The organism is Xanthobacter pollutisoli, from assembly GCF_040044995.1.
In the GTDB taxonomy this organism is placed as follows: Bacteria; Pseudomonadota; Alphaproteobacteria; order Rhizobiales; family Xanthobacteraceae; genus Xanthobacter.
The window spans coordinates 620,912-641,800 of the sequence record NZ_JBDZDP010000001.1; the positions used below are offsets into that span (position 1 = coordinate 620,912).

Here is a 20,889-nt window from a genome sequence, read left to right on the forward strand (position 1 = left end):
TCAAGAGGAGTAACCCATGCTCAAAGAGGATCGGCACGGGTCGGTCTGCGTCATCGCCATCGACCGGCCCCGGCGCCGCAACGCTTTGGACCACGCCACGGTCGCCGCGATGCGGGTGCGTTTCGCCGCACTGGACAGCGATCCGTCGGTGGCCGCCATCGTGCTCACCGGCAGCGAGCCGGGCTTCTGCGCCGGTTCCGACCTGAAGGAGCTCGCCACCCTCGATACCGACGGAATGGCCGAGCATGAGGCGGAGACGGCCGCCTTCGCCCGCGGCCTCTCCTTCCTGTCGAAGCCGGTGGTTGCGGCGGTGGCAGGCTTCGCCCTCGGCGGCGGCTTCATCCTCGCCGCCTCCTGCGATGTGGTGGTGTCCGAGCCCTCAACCCGCTGGCACCTGCCGGAGGTGCTGAACGGCTGGATCCCGCCGTGGGGCCTCACCGTGCTCGCCGCCCGCTGCGGGCCGGTGGCGGCGCGCCGCCTCACCTGGGGCGCCCGTCCCATCGACGGCACCGAGGCGCTGCGCGTCGGCGTGGCGGACGTGGTGGCCGAAGGCGCCCTCGGCGCTGCCATCGCCGAAGCGGAGGCGCTGGCCCAGCTGCCGGCCGCGGCGGTGGCCTCCACCAAGCGCTATTTCGCCCGCCAGATCATGGGCTCGGGCGAGGCCGACGACATGGAGGCCAACCGGCTGTTCGTCGAGGACTGCCGCAGCGCCGCCGCCACCGCCACCTTCCAACGCTTCGGAATGCGCGCATGAACGCCCCCATGCCCCACCCGCGCAACAAGGTGGTTTCGGCCGAGGTGGCGGCCGGCCTGATCCGCGACGGCGATGCCGTCGCCTGCGTCGGCGTCATCGGCTGGATCACCCCCGACCACATGCTCAAGGCCGTGGGCGAGCGCTTCGCCAGGACCGGCACGCCGCGCGGCCTCACCTTCTATTTTCCCGTCGGCACGGGCGATGCGGTGGACATTCCGGGGATGGACCATGTGGCCCGCGAGGGCCTCATGAAGCGCATCGTCTCCGGCTCCTACATCAACCCGCTCAACCCCAGGACCGGCCAGCGGCCGGCGCTCATGGGGCTGATCCGGGAGAACAAGGTGGAGGCCTATTCCTGGCCCATCGGAGCCACCATGCACTGGCTTCGGGAGGTGGCGCGACGCTCCCCCGGCTACCTCACCAAGATCGGCCTCGGCACCTATGCGGACCCGCGCCACGGCGGCGGCAAGTTCACCACCCGCTGCCAGGACGACCTCATCGAGGTGATGGACTTCCGCGGCGAGGAGCACCTGTTCTACCCGACGTGGCCGCTCAATGTCGGTATCATTCGGGCCGCTTCAGCCGACGAATTCGGCAACCTTTCGTGGGAAGACGAGCCGCTTCTGTCGTCGAACCTGCAGATCGCCCTCGCGGTGAAGGCGTCGGGCGGAAAAGTCATCGCCCAGGTCCGCCGCATCGTCCCGCGCCACTCCCGTCCGGTCTCGTCGGTGCGGGTGCCGGGCGTGCTGGTGGATGCGGTGGTGGTGGACCCCGAGATGGTGATGAGCACGGATGTCGCCTACGACCCGGGCTATCTCGGCATGGCCAACCATCCCCTCCAGCTCGGACCCCTGCCGATCTCGCCGGACAAGGTGATCGCCCGGCGGGCAGCGCGGGAGGTGCGGCCGGGGGAGGTCTCCATCTTCGGCTTCGGCGCGTCCTCCGATGCGCCGCAGGTGATGGCGGAGGACGGCCTGCTCTCGGGCGACCGGCTCTATGACTACGACTTCACCACCGAGCACGGGCCGTTCGGCGGCTTCGTGATGAGCGGATGGCAATTTTCCGCCAACTGGAACCCGGACGCGCTGCTCGACGGCGCCTCGCAGTTCGACTTCATCGACGGCGGGCTCTGCCCCTTCGCCGCCCTCGCCTTCGCCCAGTTCGACGATGCGGGCTGCGTCAACGTCTCGAAGTTCGGCGTCGCCAATCCCGGCGCCGGCGGCTTCATCGACATCGCCGCCAATGCGAAGCGGCTGGTCTTCACCGGCACCTTCACCACGGCGGGTCTCGACTGCAGCTTCGCCGACGGCCGTCTGTCCATCGTCAGGGAAGGCAAGGTGCGCAAGTTCGTCACCACCGCCGACAGCATCACCTACCGGGTGCGCGACGGCGTCGGCCGCGGCCAGGAGGCGATGATCATCACCGAGCGCGCGGTGTTCCGCGTGGAGGCCGACGGGCTGGTGCTGGCGGAGGTCGCCGACGGCATCGACGTGAAGACCGACATCCTCGACCTCATGGAGTTCAAGCCCGTGCGGATCGCCGACCCCCTGCCCAGGATGGACCCGGCGCTGTTCAAGTAAAGATCAAGCATCAAGACAACAGATCGGGCGGATGAACCGGCCCGGCAGCACAATAGGGAGGATCACATGGTCAGCAGACGCAACATGATCGCGGGGGGCGCCTCGCTCGCCGCCGCCGCAACGCTCGCCGCCCCGGCCATCGCCCAGAAGACCCACCGCTGGCGCATCCAGACGCTGTGGCAGGCCGGCACTGTGAACCAGCAGGCGTTCGAGCGCTTCTGCGACAACGTCAAGGCGGCCACCGACGGGCGGGTGCAGATCACCCCCCTCGCGTCGGGCGCGGCGGTGGGCCAGCAGGAGACGCTGGATGCGGTCTCCCGCGGCCTCCTCGACGGCCACCATCCGGCGACCGTCTACTGGACCGGGCGCAACCCCGCCTTCGGCGTCATCGGCGACCTCAACGGTGCCTACGACACGCCCTACCAGGCCCAGGACTATTTCGAGAACTACGGCGGCCTGGACGTGCTGAAGGAGATCTACAAGCCGTTCAAGATCTATCCCATGGGCGTGGCCTGGTGGGGCATGGAATCCATCCCCGTGGCGCGCCCGGTGAAGAGCCCGGACGACCTGAAGGGCCTCAAGATGCGCCTGCCCCAGGGCATGTCGGCGGACATCTTCGCCAAGTTCGGCGTGGTGGCGGTGAACCTGCCGGGCACCGAGGTGTTCAGCGGCCTCGACCGCGGCGTCATCGAGGCGGCAGACTGGGGCACCCTCGGCATGAATGCCGAGATCGGCCTGCACGAGAAGGCCAAGTGGGCGCTGTTCCCCGGCTTCCATTCCATGCCGGTGGGCGACGTCTCGGTGAACCAGGACCGCTGGGACGCGCTCACCCCCGATCTCAAGGCGATCCTCACCATGGCGGTGCGCGACTATTGCCGCGACATGATCCAGTCGGTGGCGCGGCAGGACAGCACCGTTGCCGTGAGCCTCGCCGAGAAGAAGGTGGAGATGATCTCCTGGAGCCCGGACGCCCGCCGCAAGTTCCGCACGGTCGCCGAGGAAGTCTGGCAGCAGTACGCCCAGAAGAACGAGCTCTGCAAGAAGGCGGTGGACGGCCAGGTGGCCTACCTGAAGAGCCGCGGCCTCATCGGCTGACGCGCGCGAAGGGCGCGGCCCGTTCCGCGTCCTTCTCCCCCGAAGGAGAGCCTCCATGAACCGGTTCGACCGCGCGAGCGCCGCTTTCAGCGACGCCATCGCCTGGATCTACTTTGCCGTCTTCCTCATCACCGCCTACGACGTGGTGGCGCGCTACGTCTTCAACGCCCCCACCGTGTGGGGCGCGGACCTAGTGATCGCGCTCGCCGGCTGCCACTACATGCTGTCGGGAGCCGGCGCGCTCCAGCGCGGCGAGCACGTGCGCATCGACGTGATCTACAACATGCTGCCCGGACAGGCGCGGTTCTATTCCGACATCGTCTCGGACATCATCATCATTATGGTTCTTCTGGCGCTCATCTGGTTCGGCGTCGCCCAGGCCCTGCCCTCGATCCATGATTTCGAGACCACCGGCACCGCCTGGAATGCCCCGACCCCTATGGTCATGAAGATCGCCATCCCCGTGGGCGCCGCGCTCATGCTGGCGCAGGCCGTGGTGAACCTCGTCCGCCGCCTGCGCGGCGACGCCTCCCCGCCCGCCATCACCGACGCCACCTCCCGCCCGCTCGACTGAGCCCGCCTCTCGCCCTCCGACCGGCACAGGTATTTCGATGTCCATTGAATACGGCACGCTGCTGATCGTGACGCTCATGGTCGCGCTGATGGTGATCGGGCTTCCGCTCGCCTTCGTCACGGCCTTCACGGCTGGCGTCTTCGGCTTCATCCTCTTCGGCACCGAGAGCTTTTTCCTCATCGTCAGCCGCATCTTCACGCTGATGAACAATTACGCGCTGATCTCGGTGCCGCTGTTCGTCCTCATGGGCTGCATCCTGGAGCGCAGTGGCCTGGTGGAAGGGATGTTCAAGTCCCTCCACCTCCTGGTCGGGCGCATTCCCGGCGGCCTCGCCGTCGCCACCATCGCCGCATCCACCATCATGGCGGCCATGGTCGGCGTGATCGGGGCGGAGATCGTCACCCTCGGCCTCGTCTGCCTGCCCGCCATGCTGCGGCGCGGCTACGACAAGCGCCTCGTCAGCGGGGTGATCTGCGCCGGCGGCTCGCTCGGCACGATGATCCCGCCATCGGTGGTGCTCATCGTCTACGGCCTCGTGGCGCAGGTCTCCATCGGCGGCCTGTTCATGGCCGCCATCGGCCCCGGGCTGCTGCTCGCGGCCCTGTATTCCGCCTATGCGGTCTTCATCTGCTGGCACCGGCCGGACCTTGCCCCGCCGCCGGACCCGCGGGAGTACGACGTGCCGTTTGCCCAGCGCGTCGCCGAAATGCGCCAGCTCATCGCCCCGGCGCTGCTCATCGCCTTCGTGATGACCTGCTTCTACACGGGCATCGCGACCCCCACGGAGGTCGGCGCGCTCGGCACCCTCGGCGCCCTCGTCATCCTCGCCGTCAACGGCCAGTTCAATTATGCGAACCTGCGCCACTCGGTGGTGCAGACCGGCCGCACGGTGGCCATGGTGACCTGGATCTTCTTCGGCGCCTCGGCACTGGTGGGCATCTATACGCTGGCGGGCGGCACCGACTTCCTGCGCGGCGAGATCCTCGATCTCGGCTTCGGCCCCATGGGGACGCTGCTGCTGATGATGGGCATCCTCATCGTGCTCGGCTGCTTCATCGACTGGATCGGCATCGCGCTCCTCACCATGCCCATCTTCGTACCCATCATCAAAGGGCTGGGCTACGACCCCATCTGGTTCGGCATTTTGTTCTGCATGAACATGCAGATCTCCTACCTGTCGCCGCCGTTCGGGCCGGCCGCCTTCTACCTGAAGGGCGTGGCGCCGCCCGAGGTGTCGCTCGGCGACATTTTCGCCGGGGTCTGGCCCTTCATCCTGCTGCAGCTCCTGGCCCTCGGCCTGGTGATCGCCTTCCCGCAGATCGCCATGTGGCTGCCGGCCCACATCCAGTGAGGACACCATGACCGACACCGCACAGGTCCTGGCGGAAGAGGCGTACGGCACGGTGCGCCGCCTCACCCTGCTGCGCCCGCTGCGCCGCAACGCCATGGACGGCGCGCTGGTGGAGACGCTGGCCGCGGCGCTCCGCCGGCTCGACCGGGACGAGAGCGTGCGTGCCATCGTGCTCGACGGCGTCGCCCCCGGCTTCTGCGCCGGCAGCGACCTGAAATACATCAGCGCCATGGAGCTGGACGCCATGTGCCGCTTCGAGCAGGCCTGCGGCGATCTCGGCCGGCTCATGGCCTTCCTCTCCAAGCCGGTGGTGGCGGCGGTGGAGGGCTTCGCCATTGGCGGCGGGCTCACCCTCGCCGCCTGCTGCGACCTCGTGGTGGCCGGCAAGAGCTCACGCTGGAGCCTGCCCGAGGTGCCCATCGGCTGGCTCACGCCCTGGGGCCTCAAGGCGCTGGTGGCGCGGGTCGGCTTCGTGCGCGCCCGCACCCTGTGCTTCTGCCTGGACGCGCTAACGGGCGAGGAGGCCGTGGCCATGGGCCTCGCCGACCGCATGGCGCCGGACGGCGAGGCGCTCGCCAGTGCCCTGCGTCTCGCCGGGCAGATCGCCGAGCTGCCGCCGCCCGCCGTCGCCGCCACCAAGCGCTTCTTCGCCCGCCATGTCATGGCGGACGGCGAGGCCATGGACGTGGAGGCGAACCTGCTGTTCGCCGCCAACTGCGCCGCCCCTGCCGCCCGCGCCACGTTCGCCACGTTCCGCGCCAAATCCGTGTGAGGACCAGATGCTTCTCGATTTGTCCGACGACGAGACCCTGCTGAAATCGAGCCTCGAAAGCTTCGCCCGGCAGGTGCTGGCGCCGCGCATCAAGGCCTTCGTCGACCGTCACGAATTTCCCACCGAGCTGGTGCGCGAGTTCCTCGCCCTCGGCTTCATGGGCACGGCCTATGAGGAGGCGTTCGACGGCGGCGGCATGGGCACGCGCGGTGCCGCCATCGTCGCCGAGACGCTGGCGCGGGCGGAGCCGGGCTTCGCCGCCATCTATCTGTGCAACAGCGCGCCCATGACGGTGATCGCCCGCTACGGCACGCCGGAGCAGAAGGCAAAATGGCTCGCCCCCCTTTGCCGCGGCGAGATGATCGCCTCCTTCGGCGTCACCGAGCCCCACGGCGGGTCCGACGTCGCCGCGACGCGCACCCGCGCGGTGGCGGACGGCGACGATTTCGTGCTCACCGGCGCCAAGATCTTCTCCACCAATGCCGGCACGCCGCTGCACGGGCTCTCGACCTTCATCGCCGTCACCGATCCCGACAAGGGCGCGCGCGGCCTCTCCACCTTCGTGGTGCCGGTGGGCACGCCGGGCTTCCGGGTGGGCAAGGCGAGCCGCAAGATCGGCTGGCGCATCGCCGATTCGGTGGAGCTGTTCCTCGACGAATGCCGCGTGCCCAAGGCCAACATGATCGGCAACCGGGGCGACGGGCTGAAGCAGATCCTCACCACCCTCTCCATCGGCCGCATCCTCGTGGCCGCCACCGGGCTCGGCCTGTCGCGCAAGGCGGTGGACCTTGCGCGGAGCTACGCCGCCGGCCGCACCGTGGGCGGCGCGCCCATCCTCTCCAACCAGGGCCTCGCCTTTCCCCTGGCGGATGCCCTCACCAAGATCCACGCCGCCGAGCTGATGGTGCGCAACGCCGCCGCCATCTCCGACGCGGGCCGGCCGTTCCGCACCGAAACCTCCATGACCAAGCTGTTCGCCAGCGAGATGGCGGGCGAGATCGCCGACATCGCCCTGCAGGTGCACGGCGGCTACGGCGTGTTCGAGGAGTTCGAGGTCTCCGGCCTGTTGGGCGAGGCCAAGGTGCTGCAGATCGTCGAGGGCACGAGCGAGGTGCAGCGCCTCATCATCGCCCGCGAGCTGGCGGGCTGATCCCCCGCATCCGTCTTGCTGGTCCGCCCGCGCCGTGACAGAACGGGGCGCTGGGCGGGCCGGACGGGTATGATGTCGGAAGCAAAATCGCGCGAGAGCATCTGCGCCTTCGGCCGCTCCCTGTTCGAGCGCGGGTTGACGCCGGGCTCGTCCGGCAACATCAGCCTGCGGCTCGACGACGGCGGCTGGCTTGTGACGCCCACCAACGCCTCCCTCGGCTTCCTCGACCCGGCCCGCATCTCGCGCCTCGACGCTGCCGGCCGGCTGGTGGAGGGCGACGCCCCCACCAAGGAGATCCCGCTGCATGCGGCGCTCTACGAAACGCGGGGCAGCGCGCGGGCCATCGTCCACCTGCACTCTACCCACGCGGTGGCGCTGACCATGCTGCCGGAGATCGACCCGCGCGCCGCGCTGCCCGCCATGACGCCCTATTATCTGATGCGCTGCGGCCAGACGGCGATGCTGCCCTATTTCCGGCCGGGCGACCCGGCGGTGGCGGATGCGATCCGCGGGCTTGCCGGGCGCTATTCGTCCGTTCTGCTGGCCAACCACGGGCCGGTGGTGGCGGGCGACAGCCTGGAAGCGGCCGTCTTCGCCACCGAGGAGCTGGAGGAGACGGCGAAGCTCTACCTGCTGCTGCGCGGGCTGAACCCGCGCTACCTCTCGCCGGAGCAGGTGGCAGACCTCGTGAGGGTCTTCGGCCTCACCCTGCCCGCACCCGACGCCGACGGCCACGACCACTGACGGCGGAAGGGGCGCTCAGCCCCCCGCCGGCAGCACCTTGCCGGGATTGAGGGTGCCCTTGGGGTCGAGCGCCGCCTTCAGGCGGCGGGCGAGGGCGATCTCCTGCGGCGCGCGGCGGTGGAGGAGCTCGTCCACCCGGTACTGGCCGATGCCGTGCTCGGCGGAGATGGAGCCGGAGAAGCGCGCCACCACGTCGTGCACCAGCGTGTTGATGGCGGCGCCGTCCTGTCCCGGCGCCAGCACCACGTTGTAATGGATGTTGCCGTCGCCGAGATGGCCGAAGGCGTTCACCCGCGCCCCCGGCGCGCCCTCGGCGATGGCCACGTCGGCCGCCGCGAGGAAGTCGGGCACCTGCGTGATGGGCACCGAGACGTCGTGCTTCATGCTCTTGCCCTCGCGGGCCTCGCCGTCGGTGATGTGCTCGCGCAGCGCCCACAGCTGCGCCGCCTGGGCGCCGGTCTCGGCCACCACGCCGTCCAGGGCGATGCCCTGCTCCAGCGCCGCGGCCAGCGCCGCCTCCGCCGCCTCGCGCAGCCCCGCGAGGCTCGCGCCGGCCTCCATCAGCACGAACCACTCGCCCTCGCCGATGGGAGGTGTCAGGTTCAGATGGCGCTTCAGCAGGTCGAAGGAATAGCCAGACATCAGCTCGAAGGCCGAGATGGTGTCGCCCAGCTCCTCCTGCGCCAGCGCAAAAAGCTCCAGCGCCGCCGCCGGGCTCGGCACGGAGAGGAGCGCCGTCACCGTGTGGCGGGGCCGCGGCACGAGGCGCAGCACCGCGCCGGTCACGATGCCGAGGGTCCCCTCGGTGCCGATGAACAGCTGCTTCAGGTCGTAGCCCGCATTGTCCTTGCGCAGGGCGCGGGCCATGTCCACCACCGTGCCGTCGGCCAGCACCACCTCGAGGCCGAGCACCAGTGCCCGGGCCATGCCGTAGCGCAGGACGTTGACGCCGCCCGCATTGGTGGAGACGACGCCGCCCACCGTGGCCGAGCCTTCCGCTGCGAGGCTGATGGGCAGGAGCCGGCCGGCCTCGGCGGCGGCATCCTGCGCCACCTTGAGGATGCAGCCGGCGTCGGCGGATAGGGTCAGCCCCACCGGGTCCACCGCCCGCACCTTGTTCATGCGGGTGAGGGAGAGCACCACCTGGCCGCCCGAGGCGTCGGGCACCGCGCCCCCGGCAAGACCGGTGTTGCCGCCCTGCGGCACCAGCGCGACGCCGGCGGCGCGGCAGATGTCCACCACCGCGGCGACCTCGGCGGTGGAGGCCGGCCGGGCGACGCACAGGGGCTGGCCGGGAAACAGCCGGCGCCAGTCGATGGCGTAGGCGGCGGTATCCGCCTCGCCGGTGAGAAGGCCCGAAGGGCCGAGGGCGGCAGCAAGCCGCGTCGTCACATCAGCGCTCATGAGGCTCCCCAAGCGCGAATTCGTCGACGCGGCTTAGCGCCTGGGGCGGCGCTTGCCAACAGGAAGGCGCGGGGCACGGGCGCGCACCGCGCCGACCGCGGCTCAGTCGTCGCTCTGGCGGCGGCGCCGGCCCACCTTGAAATCGGCCTTCAGCTCGGCCCGGCTGTAGTGGTTGTTGCCGTCCACCAGCTGGGAGAGCATGGCGAGGAAGGCGGGGCGGAACTCTGGATCGAGTGGCTCCAGAAGGCGCTCCTGCGCCCGCACCATCGAGCCGTACATCTGGTCCACCAGCGCCCGCCCCTCCTCGGTGAGGTAGGCGTTCATGGAGCGGCGGTCCTTTTCCGAGCGGGCGCGGCGCACGAGTCCGCGCTCGGCGAGGCGCTCCAGCACGTCGGCCACATTGGTGCGGTCGAGGCCCACCTCGACACCGATGGTGCGCTGGTCGCTGCCGGAATGCTGAAGCAGCGTGGTCATCAGGCCGTACTGCACCGGCGTGATGTTGAAGGCCTTGCACTCCTCCAGAAACATCGCCGAGTGGATCTGGTGCAGCCGGCGCACCAGGAAGCCGGGGCGCTCCCACAGGGGCATGCGCCGCCCGCCGGCGTCGTCCTCAAAGGGCTTGAGATCCCCGGCAGGAAACGCGACGAGGTCTCCGGCGCGATCCGCGGCGCGGGCCTCCGGCGGCACGGGGGTCTTGCGGGCCCCGGCGCGGCTGGCGTCCTTCGCCATGCGGCCCGGCCGGGCGCTTGCGGCGGGCGTCTTGCGCGGACCGCCTGCGGGGGCCTGCGCCTCGGCGCGCGGCTCCGCGTCCATGTCCTTCCCCTTCAAGGCCTCACCCTTCCCTCGATCCCGAGCCGCTGCGCCCGAACATCCCTCGCGCGCTCCGATGCCTTGCCCGCCACCGATGGGAGCACACCCGCCAAGGCGCCCGCAAGCGGCGAACCGGCGCACGACGGACGCACAATTGTGGAAAGTTGATCGCGGGAAGGCATGTTTCGTGCAGTGTACCACATTGTATCTTGCGCAACATGGGCGTCCTGCGCCCGGCGTATCCGCCCTAGGTGATACCATACAAGGACTGATCGCGATGTTCGGAACGTCTGCCCCGGCTCTCATTGCAACAATTATCAGCTGTATGCTGATGATTTCACCGGCATCCGCCGCAGATGTCATCCGTGTCCGGCTGGATTGGACGCCGTGGGGGGTCCATGCCCCCTTCCACCTCGCCGCCAAGAAGGGCCTGTTCGCCGCCAACGGCCTCGACGTGGAGGTGGTGGATGGCAACGGCTCGGTGGCCACCGTCCAGATCGTGGGCAACGGCGAGTATGACGTGGGCCACGCCTCCCTCGCGCCCATGGCCATCGGCCGGTCCAAGGGCCTGCAGGTGAAGGCCATCGCCGGCTTCGTGCGGCAGAACGACATCGGCCTGCTGGTGGCGAAAGACAGCGGCATCACCGGCCCGGCCGGGCTGAAAGGCAAGAAGCTCGCCTTCACCGCCGGCTCGCTGGAGGCCCCGTTCATCGACCGCTTCCTCGCCGCCGGCGGCCTCTCCCGCAGCGACGTGGACCTCGTGGCGGTGGACGCCTCCGCCAAGGCCGGCACCTACATGGTGGGCCGGGCCGACGGGGTGTTCTCCTCCGTGCCCTTCATCCTGCCGCTGGTGGATGCGCAGCGGCCCTCCAGCGCACTGAACTTCGCCTCCTACGGCCTCTCCTTCCCGAGCTTCGGCCTGTTCGCCACGGAAAAGAGCATCGCCGCCAAGGGCGACGCCCTGCGCCGCTTCGCCAGCATCATCGCCGGCACGTGGACCTACATCCTCGACGGCCACGAGGACGAGGCGGTCGCCGCCATCGTCGAGGCGCGCCCCAACGCCAAGCTCAATCCCGCCATCCTGCGCCAGCAGATCGAGGTGCTGAAGGGCTTCGTGAGCACCCCCGCCACCAAGGGCAAGCCCATGGGCATCATGGCCGAGCCGGACTGGGCGCAGGCCCTCGACGTGCTCGCCCAGGGCGGCCTGGTGCCAGCGGGCCAGTCGGCGCCCGACTATTTCACCAACGACCTGCTCGATCCCGCCCTGTCGGCCAGCATCAAGTGAGCCCCGGCGGGCGCGGGACTGGTCCCGCGCCCGTTCTCACAACGCCGGATACGCGCCGGGACAGGCCGGCGCCGGCACCACGGCGGCGAACGCCGCGGCAGCGGCCAGCAGCGCGGCGTCGCTATTCCACGCCGCCACCAGTTGCACCGCCAGCGGGCCGCCGTTGGCGGCAAGTCCCACCGGCACGGCGATGGCCGGATGGCCGGTGAGGTCGAACAGGGAGAGCGCCGAGGTCCATTCGGCCCGCAGCGGCCCCACCGCCTCGCCGTCGATGGTCAGCGGCCCGGCAAGGTCGAAATCCGCCGCCACCAGCGGCGCCGACACGCAGGGCGTGAGGATGAAATCCACCTGCGCCATTTCGGCCTGAACCCCCCGGAACAGCCGCGTTCGCGCCACCTGGGCGCGCTGGAGATCAAGCGCGCTCCAGCCCCGGGCGGCCGCGATGCCCTCCTTTAGCGCCGGCGACAGGCGTGCCACCTCGGCCTCGGGAGCGGCGGCAAAACGCATGGCCCAATTGGTCTGCTGCAACGTGCTCCAGATGGGATCGGGCGGGGCAAGGGCATAGTCCGCCTCGCGCACTGTCGCGCCCAGGCTTTCCAGCACCCGCGCCGCCTCCCGCGTCGCCGCCTCCACTTCGGGCGCGACGCAGGTGTTGCGGGTGCGCATCCACAGCAGCACCCGCCGTCCAGCGAGGGGCGCGCCTTCCGCCGGCGCCGGTATGGCGCGTTGGCTCCAGGGGTCGCCGGCCTCGGGCCCCGCCACCACCTCCAGCGTGGCGGCGATGTCGGCGACGCTGCGGGCGATGAGGCCGAGATGGATGAAGCTGCCGAAGGCGTCGGGCACGCGCTCGTGCGGCACGAGGCCCAGCGTCGGCTTGAAGCCGTAGGTGCCGGTGGCCGCCGCCGGCAGGCGGCTGGAGCAGCCGGCATCGGTGGCAAGCGTCACCGGCGTCACGCCGAGCGCCGCGCTCACCCCGGCCCCGGACGAGGAGCCGCCGCAGGTGAGATGGGGCGCGAAGGGATTGAGGGTGAGGCCGGTGAGGGGCGAGCCGCCGAGGGGCGAATGGGCGAATTCCGTGGTGGTGGTCTTGCCGATGACGATGGCCCCGGCCGCCCGCAGGCGCGCAACGGCAGCGATGTCGGCGGCGGCCGGCGCCGCATCGGAGAACAGCGGCGAGCCCCAGCGGGTGGGCAGGCCCGCGACATCGAGAATGTCCTTCACCGTCACCGGCACGCCGGCGAGCGGACCGGGCGCGGCGCCGGCCGCGATCTCACCGTCGATCCGCGCCGCGGCGGCCATGGCGCCGGCATCGTCGATGGCCGCGAAGCAGTTCGATGCCGCCTGCGCGGCATGGGCGCGGGTGAGCGCCTCGGCCACCGTGTCGCGCACGCGCACCCGCCCCGCCGCATGGGCCGCGGCGAGGCGCCGGATGCTCCCCTCCCCCATGCTCACACCGGAATGCACAGGGCGTTGTCGATGAGCAGGCTGTCGTAAATGCAGGTGCGCGAGGCGAGCTTCAGCCCCTCCGACGTGCGCTCGAACCGGTCCACGTAGCGCCCCACCTGGTGGATGGTGGCATCCGGCCGGTCGAACAGCACCTGGAACACCGCATAGTTCGCACCGGCGGTGATGGTGCCGTCCGGCTCCTGAGCCACCTTGAGGGAGCCGATCATGTGCCGCAGGTAGCGCGGCGCGAACATGGCGGTCTTTTCCAGCGCAAAGGCGCGGTCGCGGATCATCCCGCGGTTCTCGCAATAGATGAGGCCCACCGGCAGCTTGCGGTCGTAATTCTCGCGCGAGATGATGGTGTAGAAGCCGTCCGGCGTGAACAGCTCCGCCCAGTCCATCAGGCGCTGCTCGTCGAGGGCGCGGGCGTAGGCCTCGTTGAAGGCCTCCACCTCCGCCTTGAGCAGCAAAGCGTCGATCATCTCGTCCCGCGACGGGGTGTTGGGCAGGGGTACGGTCAGCATCTCCGCATCCTCCTCAGGCGATGCCCATGACGTCGCGCCAGTGGCGGTACATGGCGCGGATGGCGGCTTCCGAGATGAGGGTGTCGGCGGTGCCGGCCTCGGTGTCGGGATCGAGCTTTACGAGGTGCTCGCCGCCGGGAATGCCAAGCATGCCGTCCTGCACGAACTTGATGGCCTCGTTGTCCTCGAGGCCGAGGAAGCCGGCCGGACCCATGAGGTTGCCCTGGCGCAGGCGATGGCGTGTCATCTCCGCATCGTCGCCCTCGAAGCCGAACATGGTCCACTTCATGATGAATTCGTTCGGGCCGTTGGGCACGATGTGGCGGATGCCCAGCGTGTTCATCTCGCGCTGGACGATGAGGTTCGGCCAGATGGTCGCCATGGTGACGGACCACGGGCTGTCGAACTCGTCGATGAAGTCCATGAAGCGCGGCTCCTCGAGGGTCATGCCCTCCTTGTAGGCCCGCATCTCCTTCTTCTTGTCCTCGGAAACCACGGCATCCGACTTGGCCGAGGCCATCACCCCGTGCCGGCCGGTGGGATCGGCCAGCATCAGCGACTTGTTGCCCGCCACCAGCAGGCCGAACGTGACCAGGAAGGTGTGCAGCAAGGTGGCGTGATAGGGGTCCTTGAGGTTCTCGTGATAGAGCTTCCAATTGCCCGGCAGGCTGTGGCGGTAGTGCCCGAGCAGGGTCAGCTTGCGCCCGTCGAAGGTGGCCTCGAACTCGCGCAGCACCTCGTCGCCGAGATAGTCGGCGAGGGGCTCCATGTCGTCCGCATAGGAGGCGAAGACCACGCCGCGATGGGTGGTGACGTTGAGCTGCTTCAGGCCATGGTCGGCCGACTTGAAGTCCTTGGGCATGCCGCCCTTGCCGTCCACGCCCCGGCGGAACGGGACGCCCACCAGATTGCCCTTCAGGTCATAGGACCACTGGTGGTAGGGGCAGACGAACTCCTTGGCGTTGCCCGACAGGTCGCGGCAGAACTCGGCGGCGCGGTGGGCGCAGCGGTTCTCGAAGACGTTGATGGAGCCGTCCTCGGCGCGGGCGACCACCACCGGCGTCGGGCCGACGTTGGAGCGGATGAAGTCGCCGGGATTCTCGATCTCGCATTCGAGCGCCACATAGTTCCAGGTGCGCCCGTGGAAGATCTTCTCCACCTCGCGGCGGTAGATGGTCTCGTCCGTATAGACCCAGTCGGGAATGATGGAGAGACCCTCCTTGGGCCACACATAGGTCTTGGCGAACTGGGCTGCGGGGTCCGCGCTCATGTCGTCCTCCTCTTCGCTGGTCGCATCATGGGGTTCGCCGGGCGCGACGAGGCGTGCGCCGGCGGCTTCAAGGTCGAAAATCGTGCCGATCTCCGCCCGGCCGGCGCGCAGGGCGGCGGCATCGGAGAAGGCGACGACGGCGGTGACGCGGCCGGCGTCGTCGAGGGTGCGGTAGAGCGCCCCCTCGGCCGCCGCGGGCCCGCTCACCGCCACCTGGTCGGCAAGGCCGGGCACGCCGGCCATCTGGATGTTGAGGCCGAACTGGTCGGTCCAGAACCACGGCGCCTTGTCCGCCCGGGCGGTCTCGTCGCCGGCGATGCTGCGGCCGGCGGCGGCGCCCTGCTCCTCGGCATTCTGCCAGCTTTCGAGGCGGCCACGCCGGCCGTTGAGCGGGGCGTGATGGAGGGCGCAGTCGCCCGCCGCCCAGATGCCGGGAACGCTGGTGCGGCCCGCCGCATTCACGACGATGCCGCCCTCCACCGCGCAGCCGGCAAGTTCGGCAAGGCCGGTCTCGGGAATGAGGCCGACGCCCACCAGGACGGTGTCGGCGGTGATCTCGCCCTGGGTGGTGGCGAGCACGAGGGCGCCGTCGCGGGCGGCGATGGCCTCCACCGCCACATCGCGGCGGATGTCCACGCCGTTGGCCGTGGCGAGGGTGCGGAAGGCGGCGCCCAGCGCGGGCGGCAGCAGGCGCGCCATCAGCTCGCTCTCGCGCTCCAGCACCACCACCTCGGCGCCGCGGGCGCGGGCGGCGGAGGCGAGCTCTAGCCCGATGAAGCCGCCGCCCACCACGGCCACCCGCTTCGCGCCCTGGAGCGCGGCGGCGATGGCCCGCGCATCTTCATGGGTGCGCAGATGGTGGACGCCGGGAAGGTCCGCCCCCGGCACTCCGAGGCGCCGGGCCGCGCCGCCGGTGGCGATCAGCAGCGCGCCATAGTCGAGCGCCGTGCCGTCGGACAGCGTCACGCGGCGGGCGGCGCCATCGACGCCGGTGACGCGGGTGGAAAGATGCAGGCTGACGCCCAGCGTCGCCGCGTCCTGCATGGAGAAACAGGTGGCGCTCGCAGGATCGAACGTCTCCGAGAGCGCGTCCTTGGAGAGCGGCGGCCGCTCATAAGGCAGATGCGGCTCGGCGCCCACCAGATGGATGGGCGCGGCGAAGCCGGCGGCGCGCGCGGCACGGATGGCGGCGGCGGCGGCCTGCCCGGCGCCGGCGATCACCAGCGGTAGCTGCGCCGGTGCATCGGCCGTCTCGGGCGCGGCCGGTGCCGGGGCGGCGGAGGCGGTTTCGGCGACGGCGCCGGAATCAGGTTGTGTACTGTCTATTTTCAGGTCCACATAGACTGCCCCACCCTCCACCTTTGCGGCGAAGGTCTGAAGGTCCCGGGTCAGCGGTGCGCACAGGGCTTGGCCGGTGCGGATGTCGAAGACGCCCTGATGGAGCGGGCACTCGATGGTGCCGTTCTCCACATAGCCGTCCTTGAGGAAAGCCAGAGCGTGCGTGCAAATACCGTGGGTGGCGCGCACCTCGTCGCCCATGCGGAACAGGGCGATGGGGGTGTTGTCCACCTCCACGCCGGTGACGCCGCCGTCGCGCAGCGCCTCGAATGCCGCCACCTTCCGCCAGGCCATCGCGCCCTCCCGATCCGTCCGACTGTTTTTAATCAGTATACTTTGTATTTTCCGTCGGCAAGCAGTTCTGAGCCTGCCTGCCGTCTGCGGCCTTCTCAGCCGCCGCGCAGGCGGCCGAACCAGCCCTTCACCAGTGCCGCCAGCACCGCCATGACACTGAGGCCGCCGGACGCGGCCACCGGTGCCTCGCCCTTCAGCCGCGCCGCCAGATTTGCCGCGAACAGCGCGGTGAGATGGCTGACGAGGTTCTGCACCAGCGCCCCGCGGGAGAATTGCGCCAGCGGGCCGGAGATGCGGTAGCGCAGCGCCAGATCGATGTCGCTGCCGCCCGCCGCGCCGGGCTTCACGGCGAAGGCGATCTCGCCATGGGCGCGCGAGCCCGAGCCGCTGTCGCGGCCGGAGCCCACCACCAGCCCCGTGCGGGCCGCCTCGTCGAAGCGCACGGTGGCATCGCCGCCGAAGGCCGCCTTGATGGGGCCGAAGGTGACCACCATGCGCCCCTTCAGCCGCTCGCCGTCGAAGGCCAGAACCTCCGCGCCGGGCAGGCAGCTCGCGATGAGGTTCATGTCCTTCAGCGCCGGCCACACCGCTTCCGGTGGGGCATCGACGCTGAGGGACTGGCGGATCTCGCTGCCACCCGCTCCGACGGAAGCCGCGGCCGGCGCCTGCACGGCGGGCTTTGCCGCCGCGGTGGAAGGCGCAGCCGGCGTGGCCGCCGCGACCGCCGCCACATCCGCCACCGCCGCATCGCCCGCCGGCGCCTTGCCGGCAGAGACCGCACAAACGGCGTTCACGATGCCCACATAACCGGTGCAGCGGCAGAGATTGCCGCTCAGTTCCTCGCGCACCGTGCGCTCGGAACTCTCGCCCAGGCGCAGCACGATATCGCGCGAGGAGATCAGCATGCCCGGCGTGCAGAAGCCGCACTGCAGGGCGTGATGGACGGAGAAGGCCTCGCGCAGCTCGCCCATCACCGGGTCGCCGTCGAAGCCCTCGATGGTGCGCACGTCGGCCCCGTCGCAGGCGGCGGCGGAGGCGATACAGGAGCGCTGCGGCTTGCCGTCGATCAGCACGGTGCAGGCCCCGCACACCCCCTGCTCGCAGCCGAGATGCGTGCCGGTGAGGTCGAGATGCTCGCGCAGGAAATCGGCGAGATGGGTGCGCGGCTCCACCAGGCTGGAAACCCGCCGGCCGTTGACGGTGAGGGTGATGGCGTTCATGAGCGCACCTCGTCCAGCGCGCGCTCCACCGCCACCCGGTGCAGTGCGCGGAAGCTCTCCGCCTGGCCGGCGAAGGCCGCATCCACCTCTTCGGCCGCCAGCCGGGCCGCCTTGGCCGCATCCCCCGCGCGCAGCGCGTCCGAGGCCGCGGCGAGCACCAGCGGCGGGGCTTCCACCGCCCCCGCCACCACGCGGGCGAAGCCGCGCGGCCCATCCAGCACCACCGCGCCGATGGCCTGGGCGAACTCGCCGGTCTTGCGGCAGATCTTGTGGTAGCCCGCCCTGGCGCCGGCCGAGAGCACCGGGACCCGCACGGCCGCCAGAACCTCGCCGCTGGCGAGGCTGGTGGTGTAGGCGGCGAGCATGAAGTCCCCCATGGCGCATTCGCGCGCGCCGGCGGCCGAGCGGATCAGCAGGCGGGCGTCCAGCGCGGTGAGGGTGGAGATCCAGTCCGCCGCGGGATCGGCATGGGCGAGGCTGCCGCCGATGGTGCCGCGGTTGCGCACCGCGCGATAGGCGATGCCGTGGGCAACGCGGCGCATGAGGCCGGCGGTCACGTCCGGGACGACGCCGTCCTCGATCTCCGCATGGGTCCAGCCGGCGCCGATGTCGAGATGGGTCTTGCTGCCCTCCAGCGTGCGCAGCGCGCCGACGCGGCGCAGGTCCACGAGGGCCGAGGGCCGCGCGAGGCGCAGGTTGAGCATGGGCCCGAGCGAGCAGCCGCCGGACACCGGCTTGGCGCCCTCCGCCGCGAGAGCGGCGAGGGCCTGGGGCAGGCTTTCGGCGAGGGTGAGGTCGAACGGGGCGGGCTTCATGCCGCGCTTCTCCCCTTGGCATCGGACAGCGCCGCGAGCACGCGCTCGGGCGTCGCCGGGATTTCGGTAAGGCTCGCGCCGAGGCCCTTCAGCGCGTCGTTCATGGCGTTCACCACCGCCCCGGCGGGGGCGATGGCGCCGCCCTCCCCCACACCCTTGATGCCGTGGGCGGAGAAGGGCGAGAGCGTCTCGGTGTGGGCGACGCGCACCTTGGGCAGCTCGGTGGGACCGGGCAGCAGATAGTCAATCAGGGTGGACGCGAGGGGCTGGCCCTCGGCGTCGTAGGTGCTCTCCTCGAACAAGGCGGTGCCGATGCCCTGGGCAACGCCGCCATAGGCCTGCCCCTCGACGATCATGGGGTTCACCATGCGCCCGCAATCCTCCACCACCACATAGTCGAGAATCTCGGTGGCGCCGGTCCTGGGGTCCACCGCCACCACGGCGGCGTGGGTGGCGTAGGAGAACACGCCGGTGTCCACCTGCGGCTTGTAGCCCTCGGTCACCTCGAGACCGCCGGTGTCGACGCCGTCGGGCAGGACTTCCGGCGTCGTGTACCAGGCGCGGGCAACCTCGGCGAAGGTGGTGGAGCCGTTCAGGCCGTGGATGACGCCGCTGTCGAAGCGGATGTCGGAGGGCGCGCACTGGAGCAGATGGGCGGCGAGCTTCTTCACCTTCTCCGCCAGCTTCTCCGCCGTGCGCGAGACCGCCCCGCCGGCCATGACGATGCCGCGCGAGGCATAGGCGCCGGTGGAGAAGGGGGTGGTGGCGGTGTCGCCGAGGATCACCCGGATCTGCGCCACCGGAAGGGTGAGGATCTCGCTCGCCATCTGCGCCAGCGTCGTCTCCAGGCCCTGGCCGATGGTGTGGATGCCGGCGCGCACGTCGGCGCTGCCGTCGGGGTTGATGCGGATGGTGGCCTGCTCGTAGCCGGGCACGAGCGGCGTGCCCCAGGAGGCGAACACCTTGGTGCCGTGGGCCGACTGCTCGGTATAGGTGGAGAAGCCGACGCCGATGAGCCGCCCGTCGCTCTCGCCCGCTGCCTGGCGGGCGCGCACCGCGTCGAAGCCGATCATCTCCCGCGCGGTCGCGAGCGAGGCGGGATAGTCGCCGCTGTCGTAATATTTCTTGGTGATGTTGGTATAGGGCATGGCCGAGCCGGGCACGAGGTTCTCGGCCCGCACGTCCACCGCCTCGCGCCCCACCGCCGCGGCGATGGCGTCGATGGTGAGCTCCATGGCGAAGCACACGCCCGGCCGCGCCACGCCGCGATAGGGCGCGAAGGGCGGCTTGTTGGTGGCCACCGAATAGGTCTTGCAGCGGTAGACCGGCCAAATGTACGGCCCCGGCAGGTTGCCGCCGGCCTGCGCGGCCTCGAGGCAGGCGGTGAAGGGCCAGACCGAATAGGCGCCCACGTTCACCGCCACTTCCGCATCGAGGCCGAGCAGCTTGCCGCGCGCGTCGGCATAGGCGGTGATGACGTATTCATGCTCGCGCGCATTGGCGCCGGCGGTGAGGTGCTCGCGCCGGTCCTCGATCCAGCGGAACGGGCGCTTCAGCGTCATCGCCAGCCACGCCACCAGCACCTCCTCCGGCTGGAGCAGGCACTTGTAGCCGAAGCCGCCGCCTACGTCGGGCGGCGCGATGCGGATCTGGCCCTCCGGCAGGCCGAGGGTCTCGGACAGGCCGGTGCGGATCATGTGCGGCACCTGGGTCGAGGTGTTGACCACCAGCATGTTGGCCTGGAAGTCCCACCACGCCACCAGCCCCTTGCCCTCCATGGGGTGCATGCACTGGCGGCCGGTGCGGAAGCGCTTCTGCACCCTGACGGGGGCGGTGCGGGCCACCTCCTCCATGCCGCCGGAATCGAAGCTCGTCTCGAGGAAGAGATTGTCGCCCCACGCCTCGTGCAGCAGCGCCGCGCCGGCTTCGCGGCCCTGGTCGCAATCGACGATGACGGGCAGCTCCTCGTAGTCGAAGGTCACCGCCTCGCACAGATCCTCCGCCTCGGCGCGCGTCGGGGCATAGGCCATGGCGACGATATCGCCGACGAAGCGCACCTTGTCCCGCGCCAGCGGCGGATAGGCGGAGAGCTTGTAGCCGGGAATGGTGGAGCGGGTGATGATGTCGCCCACGGCCGCCGCATCGGCGCTGGTGAAGATCTCGCCTTCGTGCCCCTGCGGCTTCGTCACCGAGATGATGCGCGCGTGGGCGACCGGGCTCCTGAGGAACGCCACGTCGCTCATGCCCGGCATGCGGATGTCGCCGGCGAAGCGGCCGCGCCCCATGAGATGGCGCGCATCCTCCTTGCGGCGCACCCGTGCGCCGATGCCCTCGCCCTTCACCGCAGCTTCCGCCTGGTCCACGGCCATACCCGTCTCTCCTGTGGCGGACCGGGGCGGCGGCGCCGTCCCGGTCCGGGGTTTCAGTCGATCACAGCCGGGCGGGCCCGGCCACTCACGCTCG

17 protein-coding genes are annotated in these 20,889 nt (G+C 70.4%); 9 read left to right on the forward strand and 8 right to left on the reverse strand.

All coding sequences use genetic code 11. From position 1 onward, the window contains the following. Positions 1-16: 16 nt before the first annotated feature. The 8 genes from ABLE93_RS02935 (at position 17) to otnC (ending at position 8,020) form a co-directional block, all read left to right on the forward strand. Complete coding sequence (locus ABLE93_RS02935) at positions 17-754, forward strand: enoyl-CoA hydratase/isomerase family protein (protein WP_348837803.1); 738 nt, start codon at positions 17-19, stop codon at positions 752-754. Beyond that, positions 751-2,334: an acyl CoA:acetate/3-ketoacid CoA transferase gene (locus ABLE93_RS02940; protein WP_348837804.1), complete on the forward strand. Its 1,584-nt coding sequence runs from the start codon at positions 751-753 to the stop codon at positions 2,332-2,334. Before ABLE93_RS02935 ends, ABLE93_RS02940 begins: the two co-directional genes overlap by 4 nt. A gap of 66 nt (positions 2,335-2,400) precedes the next feature. Continuing rightward, complete coding sequence (locus ABLE93_RS02945) at positions 2,401-3,429, forward strand: TRAP transporter substrate-binding protein (protein WP_348837805.1); 1,029 nt, start codon at positions 2,401-2,403, stop codon at positions 3,427-3,429. 55 nt (positions 3,430-3,484) lie between these two features. Beyond that, positions 3,485-4,003 carry a TRAP transporter small permease subunit gene (locus tag ABLE93_RS02950; RefSeq protein WP_348837806.1) on the forward strand — a complete coding sequence of 173 codons (519 nt, stop codon included), beginning with the start codon at positions 3,485-3,487 and terminating at the stop codon, positions 4,001-4,003. A 37-nt stretch (positions 4,004-4,040) separates the two neighbouring features. Continuing rightward, positions 4,041-5,354 carry a TRAP transporter large permease gene (locus ABLE93_RS02955; protein ID WP_348837808.1) on the forward strand — a complete coding sequence of 438 codons (1,314 nt, stop codon included), beginning with the start codon at positions 4,041-4,043 and terminating at the stop codon, positions 5,352-5,354. A gap of 7 nt (positions 5,355-5,361) precedes the next feature. Next, a complete protein-coding gene (locus ABLE93_RS02960) occupies positions 5,362-6,126 on the forward strand; it encodes an enoyl-CoA hydratase/isomerase family protein (RefSeq protein ID WP_348837809.1) in 765 nt (254 codons plus the stop codon). A 7-nt stretch (positions 6,127-6,133) separates the two neighbouring features. Then, positions 6,134-7,276, forward strand: coding sequence for an acyl-CoA dehydrogenase family protein (locus ABLE93_RS02965; protein ID WP_348837811.1), 1,143 nt, complete (start codon positions 6,134-6,136; stop codon positions 7,274-7,276). A 72-nt stretch (positions 7,277-7,348) separates the two neighbouring features. Beyond that, positions 7,349-8,020, forward strand: a complete 672-nt coding sequence (gene otnC / locus ABLE93_RS02970) for a 3-oxo-tetronate 4-phosphate decarboxylase (RefSeq protein WP_348837812.1) — start codon at positions 7,349-7,351, stop codon at positions 8,018-8,020. Positions 8,021-8,035: 15 nt separating this feature from the next. Here the strand turns inward: otnC and ABLE93_RS02975 are convergent, their stop codons facing one another. Continuing rightward, positions 8,036-9,424, reverse strand: a complete 1,389-nt coding sequence (locus ABLE93_RS02975; protein WP_348837813.1) for an FAD-binding oxidoreductase — start codon at positions 9,422-9,424, stop codon at positions 8,036-8,038. 102 nt (positions 9,425-9,526) lie between these two features. After that, positions 9,527-10,237: a MarR family winged helix-turn-helix transcriptional regulator gene (locus ABLE93_RS02980; protein WP_348837814.1), complete on the reverse strand. Its 711-nt coding sequence runs from the start codon at positions 10,235-10,237 to the stop codon at positions 9,527-9,529. Positions 10,238-10,559: 322 nt separating this feature from the next. Between ABLE93_RS02980 and ABLE93_RS02985 the strand changes: the two genes are divergently transcribed. Continuing rightward, the gene (locus ABLE93_RS02985; protein ID WP_348837815.1) at positions 10,560-11,519 is read left to right on the forward strand and encodes an ABC transporter substrate-binding protein; all 960 of its coding nucleotides are present in this window, start codon (positions 10,560-10,562) and stop codon (positions 11,517-11,519) included. A 36-nt stretch (positions 11,520-11,555) separates the two neighbouring features. On the opposite strand, the gene ABLE93_RS02990 is transcribed toward ABLE93_RS02985, so the two are convergent. From ABLE93_RS02990 to ABLE93_RS03015, 6 genes are all read right to left on the reverse strand, one after another. Beyond that, entirely contained in the window at positions 11,556-12,965 is a 1,410-nt protein-coding gene (locus ABLE93_RS02990) for an amidase (protein ID WP_348837816.1), read from the reverse strand. 2 nt (positions 12,966-12,967) lie between these two features. After that, entirely contained in the window at positions 12,968-13,489 is a 522-nt protein-coding gene (locus tag ABLE93_RS02995; RefSeq protein ID WP_348837817.1) for an aromatic-ring-hydroxylating dioxygenase subunit beta, read from the reverse strand. Positions 13,490-13,502: 13 nt separating this feature from the next. Continuing rightward, entirely contained in the window at positions 13,503-16,391 is a 2,889-nt protein-coding gene (locus tag ABLE93_RS03000; RefSeq protein WP_348837819.1) for an FAD-dependent oxidoreductase, read from the reverse strand. Between the two features lie 95 nt (positions 16,392-16,486). Then, positions 16,487-17,611 carry a 2Fe-2S iron-sulfur cluster-binding protein gene (locus ABLE93_RS03005; RefSeq protein WP_348837820.1) on the reverse strand — a complete coding sequence of 375 codons (1,125 nt, stop codon included), beginning with the start codon at positions 17,609-17,611 and terminating at the stop codon, positions 16,487-16,489. Further along, entirely contained in the window at positions 17,608-18,426 is an 819-nt protein-coding gene (locus tag ABLE93_RS03010; protein ID WP_348837821.1) for an FAD binding domain-containing protein, read from the reverse strand. Before ABLE93_RS03010 ends, ABLE93_RS03005 begins: the two co-directional genes overlap by 4 nt. Next, positions 18,423-20,795 carry a xanthine dehydrogenase family protein molybdopterin-binding subunit gene (locus ABLE93_RS03015; RefSeq protein ID WP_348837822.1) on the reverse strand — a complete coding sequence of 791 codons (2,373 nt, stop codon included), beginning with the start codon at positions 20,793-20,795 and terminating at the stop codon, positions 18,423-18,425. Before ABLE93_RS03015 ends, ABLE93_RS03010 begins: the two co-directional genes overlap by 4 nt. Between the last annotated feature and the right edge of the window lie 94 nt (positions 20,796-20,889).